The following is a 15188-nucleotide window of genomic DNA, read 5'->3' as shown; positions in this document are numbered from 1 at the left end:
CTCACCCGGACGCGGGCCGGCCCGAGAGCAGACCGACGGCGGCCCCCAGGATGGCCTCCAGCTCGGCCTGGCCGACGTCTCCCACCGTCGCCAGCCGGTGCAGCAGTGTGCCGACGACCAGGTCGAAGGCGAGGTCCACCGCGGCGGGGTCCAGGTCGGCGTCCCCGGCGGGATCCGCCAGGGCCTCCCGGAGGAACGGCTCGCGGAACCGCGAGCGCAGCCGCGCCCGCGTCTCGGGGTCGCGCATCGCCTGGGTCAGCAGGCCGCCGAGCAGTGCCCGGACCGGGGTGGTCTGGATCTGCGCGGCCAGACGGCGGACGGCGCGGCACAGCGTCGCGTCCGGCTCCGGCCCGTCGGGATCGGCGGGCGGCAGGGCCAGCGCGGCGGCGAGGGCGTCCACGGCGAGCGCCTCCTTGGACGGCCACCGCCGGTACACCGTCGTCTTGGCTACCCCCGCCCGGGCGGCGACGGCGTCCACGGTGGCGCCGGCGTACCCCTCGTCGCCGGCCAGCGCGACGGCGGCCGCCAGCACCGTCTCCTCCACGCCGTGACGGCGGGGCCTGCCCGCGCTTCGGTTCGCGGTCTTCGTCTGCACCGCCCTCCTGCCCTTGCCGCGGATCCTGTGACCGCCCTAGCATCGCTGATGACGGTTGCGCGACTGATCGTAGCGTAAATGCACCCGTGGAGAGGGAGGCGCAGCACTCATGACCGAACCCGTGCGATTCACACCGGACGTCGAGCACCCCGCCGAGCGCGAGGAGACCATCACCCGGGAGATCCTCGAGCAGATGGGCGAGGCCCAGCGCCGGGCCGCCGGCCGGCATCGGCACGCCCATCGAGACGCCCACGCCAAGAGCCACGCCATCCTCAAGGCCACCCTGGAGGTGCACGAGGGCCTGGCTCCCGAGCTGACCCAGGGCATCTTCGCCCGCCCGGGACGCTACGAGGCGGTCGCGCGGCTGTCCTCGGCCCCCGGAGACATCCACACCGACCGCACCCCCGCCCCGCGGGGCTGGGCGCTGAAGGTGCTCGGCGTGGAGGGCGAGCGCCTGCTGTCCGAGCCGGCCGGCCACAACCAGGACTTCCTGATGGTCAACTTCCCCACGCTGGCCTTCGGCACCGTGGGCCGCTACCAGGAGATGCTGGGGCTGCTGGAGAAGAACTCCCAGAACCCGGAGCTGCTGCAGCGGCTCGCCACCGGCGCCGCCCGGGTGGTGCGCGGGGCCGTGGAGGCCGTGGGCGGGACCCCGAGCGCCACCCTGCAGGGCCTGGGGCGGGACAACGCCCACGTCCTCGGCGAGACGTACTTCACCCAGGGCGCCCTGCGCTACGGCGACCACATCGCCAAGGTCTCGCTGGCGCCGGAGTCCGCGAACGTGCGGGCCCTGACCGGTCAGGACATGGACGTGGAGGACTTCTCCTCGATCCGGGACGTGGTCGCGGACTTCTTCTCCCGCGAGGGCGCGGAGTACACGCTGCGGGCCCAGCTGGCGACGGACCTGGAGCAGATGCCGGTGGAGGACGCCTCCGTGCTCTGGGACGAGGAGCAGGCCCCCCATCAGCCCGTCGCGACCCTGCGGATCGCCCCGCAGGACACCTACAGCCCTCGCCGCCGCGTCTACGGCGACGACGTCCTCACCTTCAACCCGTGGAACGGCGTGGTCGAGCACCAGCCGTTGGGCTCCATCATGCGCGTCCGCAAGCGCGCCTATGAGCAGTCCACCCGCTACCGCCACGAGTTCAACGACCGCCCGGCCCCCGAGCCGACGTCGCTCGACGAGATCCCGGACTGATCCCGGCCTCGCCCCTCACCACTCACCACTCACCCCAAAGGATTCTCGAAGGAGGACCTCATGACTGACCGCTCAGACCCCCGGCTCAAGGACGAGAGCCGTCTCGACGACATCAAGCGCGCCGTCGAGGACGCCGCCCAGGACGCCCCCACGCTGGCCAAGATCGCCCTCGAGGCGATGGTCCGCGACCACAACCCGGACCTGTCCGGCACGGCCGACTCCGCCGGCCGCGTGGGGATGCGCTCGGGCAAGGTCTCGGAGCTGACCGCGATCGCCCGGCTCAAGCCGGGCGGCGCCGAACGGCTGCAGCGCATCTTCGACCTGACCCGCGGCAACATGGACGGCGCCCAGCGCGTGTCCACGCTCCACGACATGCGCTTCGTCTTCTTCGACGACAACACCCGGATCCTCTTCGCCACGGCCTACGACGGCGACTGGGATGCGTACATCAACGACTTCGCCACCAAGATCCCCGAGCTGATGGACCTCCTCTTCCAGAACGTGGAGGGGTGGCCCGGCATCGACAGCCCGGCCGTGAAGGACTTCATCGCCGAGCACCAGTTCACCGCCTCCGGGTGGTTCGTGGCGAACCCGCAGGTCACCGTGGTGGACACGCGTCGGCTGCAGCGCACTGAACACGCGGTGAACACCTTCTTGGACCAGATGGCCGGGCGCACCGACCTGGACGAGGACACCGCGGCCGCCCTGAAGCAGCTCACGGACACGATCTCCACCCCCGAGGCGGTGGACTACTGAGATGGGCGTGCTCAAGAACCTGAAGGAACGCTTCGATCGGGAGCGGGTCGAGCTGGACCTGGACGACATCCAGGGCCTGGTGCTGCGGGAGCGGCCTGAGCCCTACGTCGGCGCCCACGCCATGTTGACCGTGGAGGAGGCCGAAGGTGGCCGGGACTTCGTCCGCCGCCTGGCCGAGTACGTCACCTCCGCGCAGGACTGGGCCGACGACCTGCAGTCCTGGACCGGTGTGGCGGTCAGCTACGCCGGCCTGCGTGCCCTCGGCCTGCCCGAGGACTCCCTGGCCAGCTTCCCGCTGCCCTACCAGCAGGGGATGGCCGCCCGCGCTCAGCAGCTCGTGGACACCGGGCCGAACGCCCCGGAGCACTGGGACGAGGCGTTCACCCAGGACGCCTGTCACATCGCGCTGACGATCTACGCGGCCGACGCCGACGCCCTGGACGCCGCCCTCGACCAGGCGCGGGAGGTGCTGGAGCACTCCACCGGAGTGACCCTGGCGGCCACCCACCGGTTCGGGGTGGACGAGCTGAACAAGAACCCCTTCGGCTTCCGGGACTCCATCTCGCAGCCGACGGTGGCCGGCAGCGGGGTGCGACCGCAGCCGGGCCAGGAGCGCTCCATCTCCGCCGGCGAGTTCATCCTGGGCGAGAACAGCGAGACCGGCTCTCCGCTGGCTGTGCCGCAGCCGGACGTGCTGGGCCGCAACGGGACCTACGTGGTGCTGCGCAAGTTCGCCAGCCGGGTGGGCGCCTTCAACGAGTACCTTGCCTCGCAGAGCCCGGACCCGGAGGAGCAGCACCGGATCGCCGCGAAGATGTTCGGCCGGTGGCGCAGCGGCGCCCCGCTCGTGCTCTCCCCGGACCACGACGACGAGGAGCTGGGCAACGACCCGGAGCGGCGCAACGACTTCACCTTCGAGGACGACCCGAAGGGCATGATGTGCCCGCACTCCAGCCACATGCGTCGCCTCAACCCGCGGGACAGCGACCTGTCGATCATGACCGACGTCAACATCAAGCGGATCATCCGGCGCTCCTCGACCTACGGTCCCGGGTGGTCGCCTGAGGTGAGCTCGGCCGACGACGCGAAGGAGGACCGCGGGATCTACTTCATCTTCATCAGTGCCCGGGCCTTCGACACGATCGAGTTCATGCAGCAGGAGTGGATCAACGGAGGCAACTTCGTCGACCTCGGCTCCGAGCGGGACCCGATCGTCGGTCTGCACGAGGACGACCCCACGCAGGGGCAGTTCACCATCCCCGCCGATCCGGCCCGCAAGCGCATCAACGGCATCACCACCTTCAACCGGATGGCCGGGGGCGAGTACCTCTTCATGCCCTCGCTCAGCGCCCTGCGGTGGATCGGTGAGGCGGGCTGGACCTCGGACCAGTCTGACGCCGAGGCGTGATGCAGCCTCCGTCCCCGGGCGGCCCCGCGGGCGCCCAGCCGTGGCAGGTGGACCTGGACTGGCTGTGGGGCACCCCGCCGGGCAACGACGGCTCCCCCGCGACGCTGCGGCTGGACGTCGTCGGCCCCGGGGCGACCCGGGCGGCCGCCGCGTGGCTGGGCTCCCTGCCCGGGGATGAGAACGGCGTGCGGGGCAGGGGCGGCTGGCGCGCCGACCCGGGCGGCCGGCCCGACGTGGACGACCACGTGGTCCTGCTGCTCACCTCGGCGGGTGAAGACGTGGCGGACGGGCTGGAGGACGCCGCCGACGACGCCCACGCGGCGTTGGCCGCCGTCGGGGGCCTCACCCTGCGGTGGACTCCCCTGCCCCGCCGCCCATCCCTCTGAGGCCCGCCTCCCCCGTCAGTAGGCTGGGGTGATGGCGACGGTACTTCTCGTGCGGCACGGCCGCACCACGGCCAACGCGTCCGGACTGCTGGCGGGGCGGACCCCCGGGGTCAGCCTGGATGATCACGGACGGGAGCAGGCGGCACGCACCGGGGACCGGATCGCGGCTGTGCCCGTGGCCGCGGTGGTGGCCAGTCCCCTGGAGCGGTGCGCGCAGACGGCCCGCGCCCTCCTCGATCGCCAGCCGGGGACGGTGCCCTCGTTGGTGGACGACGACCTCACCGAGTGCGACTACGGCCAGTGGCAGGGGCGCATGCTCAGCGACCTGGCCACCGAGCCCCTGTGGGCGAGCGTGCAGACCCAGCCGTCCGCCGTCGTCTTCCCCGGCGGGGAGTCCATGGCGGGCATGCAGGCCCGCGCGGTGGCGGCGATCCGCCGGCACGACGCCGCGGTCGAAGCCGAGCACGGGCCCGGGGCGGTGTGGGTGGCGGTGAGCCACGGGGACGTCATCAAGTCGATCCTGGCCGATGCGCTCGGCACGCACCTGGATCTGTTCCAGCGGATCGAGGTGGGGCCCGCCTCCGTGTCCATCGTGAGCTACGGTCCGGCCCGCCCGCGGGTCTGGGCGACCAACACCGACGCCGGGGACCTGTCCTGGCTGGCGGCCCTCGGCCCGTCCGACGACGCGCCGGTGGGCGGCGGTGCGGGCACCGGCCCCGGCGCGGTGGACGAGCGGACGCCTAGGATCGTGACATGACTGATGCACCTGCCCCCGTCCATGAGTTCGACTGGCCGGATCGGGTCGTGATCGGGACGCTCGGGCGTCCTGGAGCCCGCACGTTCTACCTGCAGGTGCGCACCGGGCCCCGGCTGGTGAGCCTGGCCCTGGAGAAGCAGCAGGCGGCCCTGATGGCGGAGATGCTCGACGAGATCCTCGACGATCTGATGGCGTTGGAGGGGAACCCGCACAGCGTCCCGGCCAGCACGCCCGTGGAACTCGTGGACAACGATCCGCTGGACCCGGTGCAGGAGTGGTTCCGGGTGGGGGCCATCGGCCTGGGCTGGGACCCCACCACCGCGCAGGTGCTCATCGACGCGCACCCGCTCTCCGACGACGACGCCGACCCGGCGCTCGAGGCGGACGCCGAGGCCGTGCGCGTGCGGATGCCCGTCGGCGCCGCCCGGGCGTTCGCCCGGCGCACCCGGGAGGTCGTGGACGCCGGGCGTCCGTTCTGCTCGGACTGCGGTCAGCCCATCGACCCCGACGGCCACGACTGCACTCTCCCCGACTCCTGATGAGCGCCGCGGACGTGCCCGCCGGCGAGCTGATGGCCGGGGAGCTGACGCTCACCGGCCGCATCACGACGGCGTCCAACGCCACGTTCCTCGGCCGGATCGGTGACACCCCGGTGGTCTACAAGCCGGTGGCCGGCGAGGCCCCGCTCTGGGACTTCCCCGCCGGAACCCTGGCCCGCCGCGAAGTGGCCGCGTACCTGGTGTCCGAGGCGCTGGGGTGGGACGTCGTGCCGCGCACCTGGCTGCGCGACGGCCCGTTCGGCGAGGGCATGGTGCAGCTCTGGCAGGAGCAGGATCCTGAGCAGGACGCCGTTGACCTGTTCCCGGCGGACGAGGTGCCGGCCTCGGGGTGGCTCACGATCCTGGAGGGCGAGGACGAGGGCGGGAATCAGCTGGTCCTCGCCCATGAGGACTCGGCGGCGCTGCGCCGGATGGCGGTGTTCGACGTGGTCGTCAACAACGCCGACCGCAAGGGCGCCCACATCCTCGCCATGCCCGGCGGGCACCGCTACGGGGTGGACCACGGGCTCACGTTCCATGTGGCGGACAAGCTGCGCACCGTGCTGTGGGGATGGATCGGTGAGGAGCTGAGTGCCGCGGAGCGCGACGGCGTCGCCCGGGTTCTCGAGGGACTCGACGGTGAGCTGGGGCGGGGGCTGGCGGAGCTGCTGAGTGCCGAGGAAGTCGAAGCCCTTGCCGAACGCTGTGCCCGGTTGCTCGACGACGGGATCTTCCCGGCCCCGAGCGGCCTGACGCCGGCCGTGCCCTGGCCGCTCTTCTGACGGGCCTGAGGCGTCAGCGAGTCCGGCTGATCGTGAAGTCCAGCGAGTTCTCGCCGACGGCGCGGCACAGCAGCGCACTGTCACCGATCAGGAGCGTCTGCCCCGCTCCGCAGGAGTAGGTGCCCCCCTCGGTGCCGCCGGCGGAGAAGGTGGCCGTCCCCTCCTCGCTCGCCGTCTCGAGCCGGAATCCATCGCCGGCGCTGCCGAGGATCGGCCCGGAGACGGGGAAGGGCAGGTCCTGGAACGCGTTGCCTGACACGGAGATCCCTCAGCTGCGCAGGGTGGTGTCTGTGGAGCACGTCGAGGTCCACGTCTACGTCTGGCAGCGCCCGAGGGCCGCGGCGGTCAGGCCGAGGCCCAGGAGCGAGGTGGTGACTCGCGTGCGCACGGTGCCCACTCGATCGGAGATCCCAGCGGGGGTCCAGCGCGGCCGCAGGGACGGCGGGTGCACTCAGTCCACGAGCCCCGCCGCGGCACCGGCCGCGCGGTAATCCGCGGCGAGCGAGTCCAGGGTGGCGTGGGCGTTGAGCCCGCTGGGGTTCGGCGCCACGAACAGCCGCGTGCCCGGCCACGGCGTCTCCTGCTCCCCCAGCGCCGCCTTCGGGCGTCCGAACGCCTGCCGGTAGGCCGTCACCCCCAACACGGCGACGACGGCCGGCGCGTGCGCTGCCACGAGCGCGTCCAGGCGGGCGGGGGCAGCGGCGAGCTCCTCCGCGGTGAGCTCGTCGGCGCGGGCGGAGGCCCGCGGGACGAGGTTGGAGATCCCGATGCCGCGGCGGGCGAAGTGCGCACCGGTGGCGGCGGTCCACAGGCCGGGGTTGATGCCGATGAACAGCAGCCGCAGCGGGTCCGGCAGCAGGTCGGGGACGGTGCGGTCGCGGAACTGCTGGAGCTCGGCCTGGGTGAAGCGCATGTCAGTAGTGATACCTCGCCTGGAGGATGATCAGGTCCTCGCCGTCGACGAGGTAGACGAGCCTGTGCTCCTCCGTGATGCGCCGGGACCATGCCCCGGCCGCGCCGTACTTCAGCTGCTCGGGCTTGCCGATCCCCTCGAAGGGATCACGCAGGGCGGCGTCGATGAGGGTGTTGATCCGCTTGAGGACCTTGCGGTCTGTGGTCTGCCAGTGCGTGTAGTCCTCCCAGGCGGAGCGGTCCCACACGAGGCGCACTCAGGCGTCCCCGTCCATGCGGTCCAGAGCGTGCTCCTCAACGCTCCCTGCGCGGGCGCGCTCGTAGGCGTCCAGCAGCCGTCGGGCGTTGGCCGGGGAGCGGAACAGGTAGGCGGTCTCCTGCCAGGCGGCGTACTCGTCCGCGGGCATGAGGACGGCGTTGCCCCTGCGGGAGACGATCTCGACGGCGTCGCGGTCCGCGTTCACTCGCTCGATGAGCGGGAACAGGGTCTTGCGGGCTTCACTGGCACTGATGGACATGCGGGCCTCCTCCGGCGCGATGTGGTACTTGCTTATGGTACCAGTCGGTGAGGTGGACCTCAGGAGGCACCCTGCGGGATGCAGAGGACCATCGAGACGACCGAGCCCTGCTCGCCAGAACATCGCCGCTGAAGTCCCATCGGTCCTAGTCTGGCTGGAATCCCCTGCCGCACAAAGGACACCCGATGACTGGAATACCGTTTTTGCTCGTCTTCATCCTCGCCGTCGCCCTGATGATCGTCATGATCTCCAAATGGAAGGTCCACCCCTTCCTCTCGATCATGGCCATCGCCTTCGCCCTGGGGATCATCGGTGGGATCCCGCTGGTGAAGTCGACCGGCGCCGAAGGGGAAGCGCCCGTCAAGGGCATCGCCGACGTGATCGGGGAGGGATTCTCCGGGATCTTCACCTCGATCGGCATCGTCATCATCCTGGGCACGCTCATCGGACTCATCTTGGAGCGCACCGGCGGCGCCTTCAGGATCGCCGATGCGCTCGTGAGGGTCGTCGGCAAGCGCTACCCCGTCCTGGCTATGCAGCTCATGGGCTGGGTGGTCTCCATCCCCGTGTTCTGCGACTCCGGGTTCGTCATTCTCAACCCCATCCGTAAGGCCTTAGCCCGTCGCACCGGGGCGTCACCCGTGGCGATGACCGTGGCCCTGGCCGCGGGCCTGTACACCTCGCACGTCTTCATCCCACCGACCCCGGGGCCCATCGCAGCCGCCCAGAACCTCGGCATCGGTGACCACCTTCTGTTGGTGATCGGCCTCGGCGTCCTCGTCTCGATCCCCGCGCTCCTCGTCGCGTACCTGTACGCCCTCTACATCGGCAAGAGGGTGACCTCCCCTGAGGAGACCGGCACGGAGGACGCGGATGAGCTCGAGGCGGCCTACGACGCGCTTCGCCGGTCCTACGGGCGGATGCCTGGGACCGCTGCGTCCTTCGCGCCCATCATCGCCCCCATCCTGCTCATGGCTCTGGGCTCGCTCGCATCCGTCCTGAAGTGGACCGGCCCCGCGGGCGACTTCGCCCGATTCCTCGGCACGCCGATGATCGCCCTCGCCGTCGGAACCCTCTGCGCAGTCGGCGTGCTGTTCAGCGTGCGCCGTGGCGAGACGTTCTACGACCTGACAGAGGAGACCCTCCGGGTCGTCGGCCCCATTCTGTTCATCACGGCGGCCGGTGGTGTGCTGGGGCGCGTCATCGCCGCCACCGACCTCGTCACCTTCATCGAGAGCAACGCTGCACAGTTGTCGGCCATCGGGTTGTTCTTCCCCTTCCTCGTCTCCGCCGCCCTGAAGACCGCGCAGGGCTCCTCCACCGTGGCACTCACGACCACGTCGGCCATGGTCTTCCCGATGATGCCTGCACTGGGCTTCGAGACCCCGGTGGCCAGTGCTCTCGTGGTCATGGCCATTGCGGCCGGCGCCATGACCGTCTCCCACGCCAACGACTCGTACTTCTGGGTGGTCACCAACTTCAGCGGCATGACGCCCTCACAGGGTTACCGCACCCAGACGATGGTCACGCTTCTGATGGGACTCACCTCCATCGTGTTCATCTGGATCCTCGGCCTCGTCCTCGTCTGACCCCGTCACCTGACTTAGGAGATCCACGCGTGCAGCGCATCATCGTCATCCCAGACTCGTTCAAGGGGGCCCTGTCGTCGCGGGAGGCGGGCTCCGCGATCGCGGCAGGTCTCGCGTCGGTCACCGACGCCGAGGTTCTCGTGGTGCCCATTGCCGACGGCGGGGAGGGCACCGTCGAGGCATTCGTGGCTGCCGCAGGGGGCGCCTTGCGATCCGCGACAGTCTGCGGGGTGTTCTACGGCGAACGCGTGCCCGTCCACTACGGACTGATCGAGCCGGACGTGGCGGTGGTGGAGACAGCCTCATGTGCCGGGCTCCCTCTCGCCTCCGGACGCGAGGACACGGGACGGGCGACGACGTTCGGGGTCGGCGAGCAGATCCTCGACGCGGTGTCCGCTGGCGCGCGCAAAGTCATCGTCGGGGCCGGCGGGAGCGCCACGACGGACGGCGGCACGGGCGCTGCCGCAGCCCTCGGCGTCCGGTTCCTCGACGTCGCGGGTGAGGAGTTCGTCCCGACCGGCGACACCCTCACCCGCATCGCGCGGATCGACTCCACCCCGGCACGAGACCGGCTCCGCGACGTCGAGGTGGAGGTGATGTGCGACATCAGCAACCCCCTCACGGGATCGCAGGGTGCAGCCCACGTGTTCGGCCCCCAGAAGGGGGCGGATCCTGCATCAGTGGCGAGCCTGGACACCGGACTGGTCCATCTCGCGGGCATCGTCGAGCGAGACCTCGGGGTCGCGATCGACGCGCTCCCCGGCTCGGGAGCGGCGGGGGGTCTCGCCGGTGGCCTGCACGCCTTCATCGGGGCCACCTTGAAGCCGGGTATCGACGTCGTCCTCGAGACGGCGGGTTTCCACGATCTCGTGAAGACCGCTGACCTCGTCATCACCGGGGAGGGGCGCATCGACGGCCAGTCCTTGGCCGGGAAAGTGCCGATCGGCGTGGCCCAGGCCGTGCGCGCAGCCGGCCGTGCGATCCCGGTGATCGTCCTCGCCGGCTCCGTGGGACAGGACACGGACACCCTCTACGACGAGGGCATCACCGCGATCGTGCCCATTGGCCGCGGGCCTCAGGACTTGGCGACAGCGATCCGCCGTACGGCAGAGGACCTGACCGCGACCGCCCGCGACGTCGGGCGGCTGGTGAGGGCCTGCTCCCCCGCCGGGCTCACACGTTGAGGAGGGTAAGGACGGGCGGGCCTCGTCCTGGCCCCTGAGGACTCGACGCCTGCCCTGCGAGGATTGGCGGTGTTCGACGTGATTGTCAACAACACCGACCTCAGGGGGCACACATCCTCGCCATGCCCGGCGGGCACCGCCACGGCGTGGACCACGGGCTCTCCTTCCACGCGGAGGACAAGCTGCGGACCGTCCTGTGGGGGTGGCTGGACGAGACGCTGAGCGAGGAGGAGCCCGACGGCGTCAGCTGGGTTCTCGAGGGGCTCGACGGTGAGCTGGGGCGGGGGCTGGCGGGGTTGCTCGATAGCTAAGAATTGGCCGCGGTCCCCGCCCGCTGCCAGAGCTTCGCCGCCCTTCATGGACTCGAACCCACCTCAACCGCAACTCCAAAGCACTAGGAACACTAGATGACTTCAATTCAGGGCCTTAACAAGGCTTGTTGCTACGCGTGCTACGACCTAATAAATGTCGCAAGTGCCTTAACATGGTCAGTGCACTCGGCTCGAACTAGGGACCCTCTCGTCTGCTGAATGGAGTCGCATACGGACAATTTTGCATCCTCCAGGAGGGTGGCCTCTTCCCCAGCTACACCAAGTAACCTGCATGCAGATAGGAAGTTCTCGGACCATTTTCTGGATCGATTAGCGAAGTGGCGGTCGCTAAATTCTCGGCCAAATTTCTCTTGCAATCCTGTCAAATACACAGCAGGGTCTACTATATCTTCGAGTTCAGCAGGCGCGCGTCGCCCGCCGACTAGAAAAATGTCACGGGAAGCAAGAATTCGACTATCCTCAATTTTCTTAGATTCATCGCGTCCAGCCTGATCGTCATCCATTACGACACGAATCTTGCAAATAGTTGCCTTTTCGCGCTGAATCTGATAACGAATCTTTCCGGTACCGTGGGTAGAACGGAATTGGATACGTCCACCTTTAACGTCATCCATGATCTTCTTGTCAAATTGACTAAGTAAGAACGGAATCGATTTCTGGTCCGTAAGCCCTTCAACGAGAACAACGATCTCGGCAGATTCAAGATTGTCCCCAAGATGCACACCCAAAGCCTGGCGAATTTCCTTGACCGATCGTGCCGGCTTTGCCGCATTTGACCGCACCAAGATATTTGAACCCACGTTATCCCGATTTACAAAGATTGGATCGTGTGTCGCCAGGATAACTTGCTGATCCTCAGAGATCTCGGTGAAAAGGGTCTGCAGCCCATGAACGGATGCAGGATGTAGGTGGGCCTCAGGTTCATCTACGGCCAAGATGACACTCTGAGCGGCCGACCTTTCAGTAGCTAGCTCTTGAATTAGAGCCATCGTGATAAGGTTCTTGATCCCATCGCCCTTTTTGTCGATCGAGGTCTCGACCCCATCATGGATGATCATATCATTGATAGTGAGTGACGACTCAAGCGTTGCCATCTTCAGCGAGAGGCTATCAATCGAGGGTATATATTTTTTAAGCGCACCGGAGAGTTCAGTTGCAACAGTCTGGACTGCCTCTCTTCGCAATTGGTCCAATCGGGAAGTGAGATCGAGGAATTCCTCACTGAATTTCATGGACCGGGTGCGAAGCAATACGAGTTCACTCGCAAGTGACACTGCTTGATCGCCCGTGCGAATTGCCGGAACTTGTACGAGAGCAATTCGATCAGCAATAAACTTCGTTATCAGATTCGCCTTCTTCTGGTGAGAAGTGGCACCCTGACCAGGTTTTACAATACCAAGGGAAATATACCTACGGTCGAGTTTTATCTCGACGGGGAGATCTCCGTTGCTCGTAATCCCCGTTTGCAGTTTGAACTCAGCAATTTCTTCTGTGGTTAACTGAAATCGAAGTCGAATTACCGTAGGAAGGGCCCGGGAGGAGTCCTGCTTGTTAAGCGGGTAGTCCTCCGGCCATACATACGCATATTCTGGCAGTCGATTTCGTTGAGAATGTGGGAGCCTAAACATGTGCCTGGCGGCAGGACCCTCTACTCTTCCCGCACTGGTTATGTCAGGGCTAATCTGGGCCCAGCGGCGAATTACCGTCATTCCCAGGACCAGCGCCCGCAGTAAGTTTGACTTTCCTTCGTTATTTGGGCCAACGAGAGTCGTTAGAGTGGTAACTTTGAAGTGGGTTTTTTGAGTGATGGACCTATAGTTGCCGACAGTTACTTCAGTTAGGCGCATGGAGGGACCCCTTTGCGGACCAGCTTTCCTGTTTAAACGTTGAACCTGAACTCCACCGCGTTCCGGTCATTTCGGAACATTTGGTGCTAAGGCTGTCCCATGGGCTGCCGGGAAGCGGGCTTCTGAGCCTCTGACCTGGGGATTCAGGGGCGTTGCGACCTCGAAGGCACTGCCCATCGGCGACTACCCACCACGATAGCACCCGAGGTCAATGGCGGGCCGATCGAGGACAGGCTGGCGCAGGCCATTCTACAGGCTGGCCCTCACGCACGCCTGGTACGGGCACTCTCCGTCGTGGTTCGTCCAGTCGCACGCGTGGGGACCTTCATGGTGGTGCCAGCCGTAGTATCGACCAGCGTCATCGGACCAGTGCTCACAGCGGATGACCCTAGACGCGCGATCGATGTTGTCTTTGGTCATGAACTCATGATCCCACTCGTTGCTGGCCTCAGTCCCTAGACTCTTCATTCCCCGTGGCAAGTCCTCGGAATCGTTCGAAAAATCTGGAGAGTGCTTCGATGACCCGCTTCTTCTTGTCGCCGTGGTTGGACTCGCGGTTGAACCGTGACACGGGTGGCAGGATACGGGTGATCTCAGTTCCCGCCATGCGCAACTGACCGTCCCGGAAACCCGCATCCACGAACGACCGCGTTTCCTCCAGCTTGAGCTTGTGTGTTTCGATGAGCTCCTGAAGCTCGGCCTCGCGCTTCGCGACGATGTACGCCTGCCATTGCTCATCGACTGCGCCCTGCAGCGACACCGACTCGACGAAGTCCTCGACGAGGTCGCGTTTGCTGCGCAGGCTCGGGCTCGCGTCGACCGCGCGCTTGATCTCGGCGCGGACTTCCTTGTCGTCGCCGTCGCCCTTCTCAGCGCGGAGCTTCTCGACGAGCATGAGAATGTAGTCGACGTTGATCTCGACTTGCTTGACGAGTTCGATCTCGAACACGACGTCGTCATTGATGACTTCTCTGTCGCCGTCACGGTCTCGCGTGTACTCGTCGCGGAGCCGCAGGTAGATGCTGGTGTAATCCTGACGGCGTCGCTCGGTGAGCGGGTCGTTGCCGTCGAAGTCGTCGAACGACGTGAGGATGTTCTGCAGCCGTAGGATCGCGCCGAACAGCTGGATGAAGTCCTTCTGCGCCTGCTCCCCCACGATCTGCTGCCCGATCGGGAAGTGGGTGAGCAGTTCGGTAACCTTGTCGACGTACTCGCCGTAGTAGTCGCCGTACGGTTTCAGCAGCACGACGCCTCGGGCATCCTTGTTGCCGAACAGCTCCAGGGCGGCGTTCGTCTCTTCCTCGAGGTCGCGGAAAGCGACGATGTTGCCGTAGGTCTTCACCGAGTTGAGGATGCGGTTCGTGCGCGAGTATGCCTGGATCAGGCCGTGGGCGCGCAGGTTCTTGTCGACGAACAGCGTGTTCAGCGTCGTCGCGTCGAAGCCGGTGAGGAACATGTTCACCACGATGACCAGGTCGATCTCGCGGTTTTTCATCCGCTGCGACAGATCCTTGTAGTAGTTCTGGAACCGGTCGGCACTCGTGTCGTAGCTGGTCCCGAACATGTCGTTGTAGTCCTGGATCGCGTCTTCCAGGAACGAGCGCGTGTCACGGTCGAGCGCATCGGTGTCGAACGCTTCATCATCAAGGATTCCGCCGGCTTCGGCCTCGTTCGCGCCGTAGCTGAAGATCAGTCCGACCTTCAGCCGCTTGTCCGGTGGCAGCTCCTCCATCTGCATCTGGAACTGGTTGTAGTAACGGCGGGCGGCATCGATCGACGCGGTCGCGAACAGCGCATTGAACCCGCGAACTCGCTTCCGCTCTTTGAGCGCCTCCGCCTGACGCCGGCCCCGCACCGAGTCGGCAACATTCGTCACGACTGCGTGTTCGTAGCTCGATGAGCGCTTCGTCTTCTGATCGAAGTGCTCCAGGGTGTATGCCACGACGTCCCGGATCCGGCGCACGTCCAGGAGAGCTCGCTCGCGGTCGATCGCTGACACCTGTGAGTCGTCGGGGTTTCCGACCTTGATGGTGTTGATGTAGTCGATCCGGAACGGCAGCACGTTCTTGTCTGTGATGGCGTCGACGATCGTGTAGGTATGCAGCTTGTCGCCGAACGCCTGCTCTGTCGTGCGCAGCTGAGGGTTTCCACCGCTGCCGGCGTTCGCCGCAAAGATCGGCGTGCCGGTGAATCCGAACAGGTTGTACTTCTTGAACGCGCGCGTTATGTCGGTGTGCATGTCACCGAACTGCGAACGGGGCGCTTGACCCCTGATCTTGGACACGCTGATTCCAGCACGATGATGGGGAAGCGAGAATCCAAGGGATGGCTAGGAAGAACTACACGGACGGGTTCCGGCAGCGGGCGGTGGACTTGTACGAGTCG

The 15188-nt window shown here is 66.8% G+C and carries 16 protein-coding genes and 1 pseudogene; 10 read left to right on the top strand and 7 right to left on the bottom strand.

Annotated features, from left to right (window positions below; translation table 11 throughout):
- Position 1: 1 nt before the first annotated feature.
- Positions 2 to 595 (bottom strand): TetR/AcrR family transcriptional regulator, encoded by a 594-nt coding sequence (locus KZX60_RS08720; RefSeq protein ID WP_248117476.1) that lies wholly within the window; start codon positions 593 to 595, stop codon positions 2 to 4.
- A 109-nt stretch (positions 596 to 704) separates the two neighbouring features.
- On the opposite strand from KZX60_RS08720, the gene KZX60_RS08715 reads away from it, so the two are divergent.
- Genes KZX60_RS08715 through KZX60_RS08685 form a run of 7 tightly spaced genes read left to right on the top strand, consistent with a single transcriptional unit; the run spans position 705 to position 6421 of the window.
- On the top strand, positions 705 to 1793 hold the full coding sequence (locus KZX60_RS08715) for a catalase family protein (RefSeq protein ID WP_248117474.1): 1089 nt from the start codon (positions 705 to 707) through the stop codon (positions 1791 to 1793).
- Between the two features lie 60 nt (positions 1794 to 1853).
- Entirely contained in the window at positions 1854 to 2549 is a 696-nt protein-coding gene (locus KZX60_RS08710) for a hypothetical protein (RefSeq protein WP_248117472.1), read from the top strand.
- 1 nt (position 2550) lies between these two features.
- A complete protein-coding gene (locus KZX60_RS08705; RefSeq protein ID WP_248117470.1) occupies positions 2551 to 3957 on the top strand; it encodes a Dyp-type peroxidase domain-containing protein in 1407 nt (468 codons plus the stop codon).
- On the top strand, positions 3954 to 4343 hold the full coding sequence (locus KZX60_RS08700) for a hypothetical protein (RefSeq protein WP_248117468.1): 390 nt from the start codon (positions 3954 to 3956) through the stop codon (positions 4341 to 4343). The genes KZX60_RS08705 and KZX60_RS08700 overlap by 4 nt, the downstream gene beginning before the upstream one ends.
- A 31-nt stretch (positions 4344 to 4374) precedes the next feature.
- Positions 4375 to 5100: a histidine phosphatase family protein gene (locus KZX60_RS08695; protein ID WP_248117466.1), complete on the top strand. Its 726-nt coding sequence runs from the start codon at positions 4375 to 4377 to the stop codon at positions 5098 to 5100.
- The gene (locus KZX60_RS08690) at positions 5097 to 5639 is read left to right on the top strand and encodes a DUF3090 domain-containing protein (protein WP_248117464.1); all 543 of its coding nucleotides are present in this window, start codon (positions 5097 to 5099) and stop codon (positions 5637 to 5639) included. The genes KZX60_RS08695 and KZX60_RS08690 overlap by 4 nt, the downstream gene beginning before the upstream one ends.
- Positions 5639 to 6421, top strand: coding sequence for an SCO1664 family protein (locus KZX60_RS08685; RefSeq protein WP_248117462.1), 783 nt, complete (start codon positions 5639 to 5641; stop codon positions 6419 to 6421). Before KZX60_RS08690 ends, KZX60_RS08685 begins: the two co-directional genes overlap by 1 nt.
- 13 nt (positions 6422 to 6434) lie before the next feature.
- Here KZX60_RS08685 and KZX60_RS08680 read toward each other — a convergent pair whose 3' ends face one another.
- The 4 genes from KZX60_RS08680 to KZX60_RS08665 form a co-directional block, all read right to left on the bottom strand.
- Complete coding sequence (locus tag KZX60_RS08680; RefSeq protein ID WP_248117460.1) at positions 6435 to 6680, bottom strand: hypothetical protein; 246 nt, start codon at positions 6678 to 6680, stop codon at positions 6435 to 6437.
- A 192-nt stretch (positions 6681 to 6872) separates the two neighbouring features.
- Positions 6873 to 7334 (bottom strand): uracil-DNA glycosylase family protein, encoded by a 462-nt coding sequence (locus KZX60_RS08675; RefSeq protein ID WP_248117458.1) that lies wholly within the window; start codon positions 7332 to 7334, stop codon positions 6873 to 6875.
- A gap of 1 nt (position 7335) precedes the next feature.
- Positions 7336 to 7590, bottom strand: a complete 255-nt coding sequence (locus KZX60_RS08670; RefSeq protein WP_049159304.1) for a Txe/YoeB family addiction module toxin — start codon at positions 7588 to 7590, stop codon at positions 7336 to 7338.
- Complete coding sequence (locus KZX60_RS08665) at positions 7591 to 7851, bottom strand: type II toxin-antitoxin system prevent-host-death family antitoxin (RefSeq protein ID WP_248117456.1); 261 nt, start codon at positions 7849 to 7851, stop codon at positions 7591 to 7593.
- Between the two features lie 185 nt (positions 7852 to 8036).
- On the opposite strand from KZX60_RS08665, the gene KZX60_RS08660 reads away from it, so the two are divergent.
- The 3 genes and pseudogenes from KZX60_RS08660 to KZX60_RS08650 form a co-directional block, all read left to right on the top strand.
- Entirely contained in the window at positions 8037 to 9440 is a 1404-nt protein-coding gene (locus KZX60_RS08660; protein WP_248117454.1) for a GntP family permease, read from the top strand.
- 29 nt (positions 9441 to 9469) lie between these two features.
- Positions 9470 to 10624, top strand: a complete 1155-nt coding sequence (locus KZX60_RS08655) for a glycerate kinase (protein ID WP_248117452.1) — start codon at positions 9470 to 9472, stop codon at positions 10622 to 10624.
- Positions 10625 to 10660: 36 nt separating this feature from the next.
- Positions 10661 to 10932: pseudogene (locus tag KZX60_RS08650) on the top strand (phosphatidylinositol kinase); the annotation flags it as partial.
- Between the two features lie 143 nt (positions 10933 to 11075).
- Here the strand turns inward: KZX60_RS08650 and KZX60_RS08645 are convergent.
- Both KZX60_RS08645 and KZX60_RS08640 read right to left on the bottom strand, forming a co-directional pair.
- The gene (locus tag KZX60_RS08645) at positions 11076 to 12803 is read right to left on the bottom strand and encodes an AAA family ATPase (RefSeq protein WP_248117450.1); all 1728 of its coding nucleotides are present in this window, start codon (positions 12801 to 12803) and stop codon (positions 11076 to 11078) included.
- Between the two features lie 448 nt (positions 12804 to 13251).
- Positions 13252 to 15087: a hypothetical protein gene (locus tag KZX60_RS08640; protein ID WP_348983748.1), complete on the bottom strand. Its 1836-nt coding sequence runs from the start codon at positions 15085 to 15087 to the stop codon at positions 13252 to 13254.
- Positions 15088 to 15188 lie beyond the last annotated feature (101 nt).

This window comes from Micrococcus sp. EYE_212 (assembly GCF_023147585.1).
Classification (GTDB): Bacteria; Actinomycetota; Actinomycetes; order Actinomycetales; family Micrococcaceae; genus Micrococcus.
The sequence above is the reverse complement of the archived record's forward strand: the minus strand, read 5'-3'. Positions and strand labels throughout refer to the sequence as shown.

Coding starts and splice junctions, on each gene's coding strand:
- KZX60_RS08715 (WP_248117474.1), top strand. CDS start 705: ATGACCGAACCCGTGCGATTCACACCGGACGTCGAGCACCCCGCCGAG.
- KZX60_RS08710 (WP_248117472.1), top strand. CDS start 1,854: ATGACTGACCGCTCAGACCCCCGGCTCAAGGACGAGAGCCGTCTCGAC.
- KZX60_RS08705 (WP_248117470.1), top strand. CDS start 2,551: ATGGGCGTGCTCAAGAACCTGAAGGAACGCTTCGATCGGGAGCGGGTC.
- KZX60_RS08695 (WP_248117466.1), top strand. CDS start 4,375: ATGGCGACGGTACTTCTCGTGCGGCACGGCCGCACCACGGCCAACGCG.
- KZX60_RS08690 (WP_248117464.1), top strand. CDS start 5,097: ATGACTGATGCACCTGCCCCCGTCCATGAGTTCGACTGGCCGGATCGG.
- KZX60_RS08685 (WP_248117462.1), top strand. CDS start 5,639: ATGAGCGCCGCGGACGTGCCCGCCGGCGAGCTGATGGCCGGGGAGCTG.
- KZX60_RS08675 (WP_248117458.1), bottom strand. CDS start 7,334: ATGCGCTTCACCCAGGCCGAGCTCCAGCAGTTCCGCGACCGCACCGTC.
- KZX60_RS08665 (WP_248117456.1), bottom strand. CDS start 7,851: ATGTCCATCAGTGCCAGTGAAGCCCGCAAGACCCTGTTCCCGCTCATC.
- KZX60_RS08660 (WP_248117454.1), top strand. CDS start 8,037: ATGACTGGAATACCGTTTTTGCTCGTCTTCATCCTCGCCGTCGCCCTG.
- KZX60_RS08645 (WP_248117450.1), bottom strand. CDS start 12,803: ATGCGCCTAACTGAAGTAACTGTCGGCAACTATAGGTCCATCACTCAA.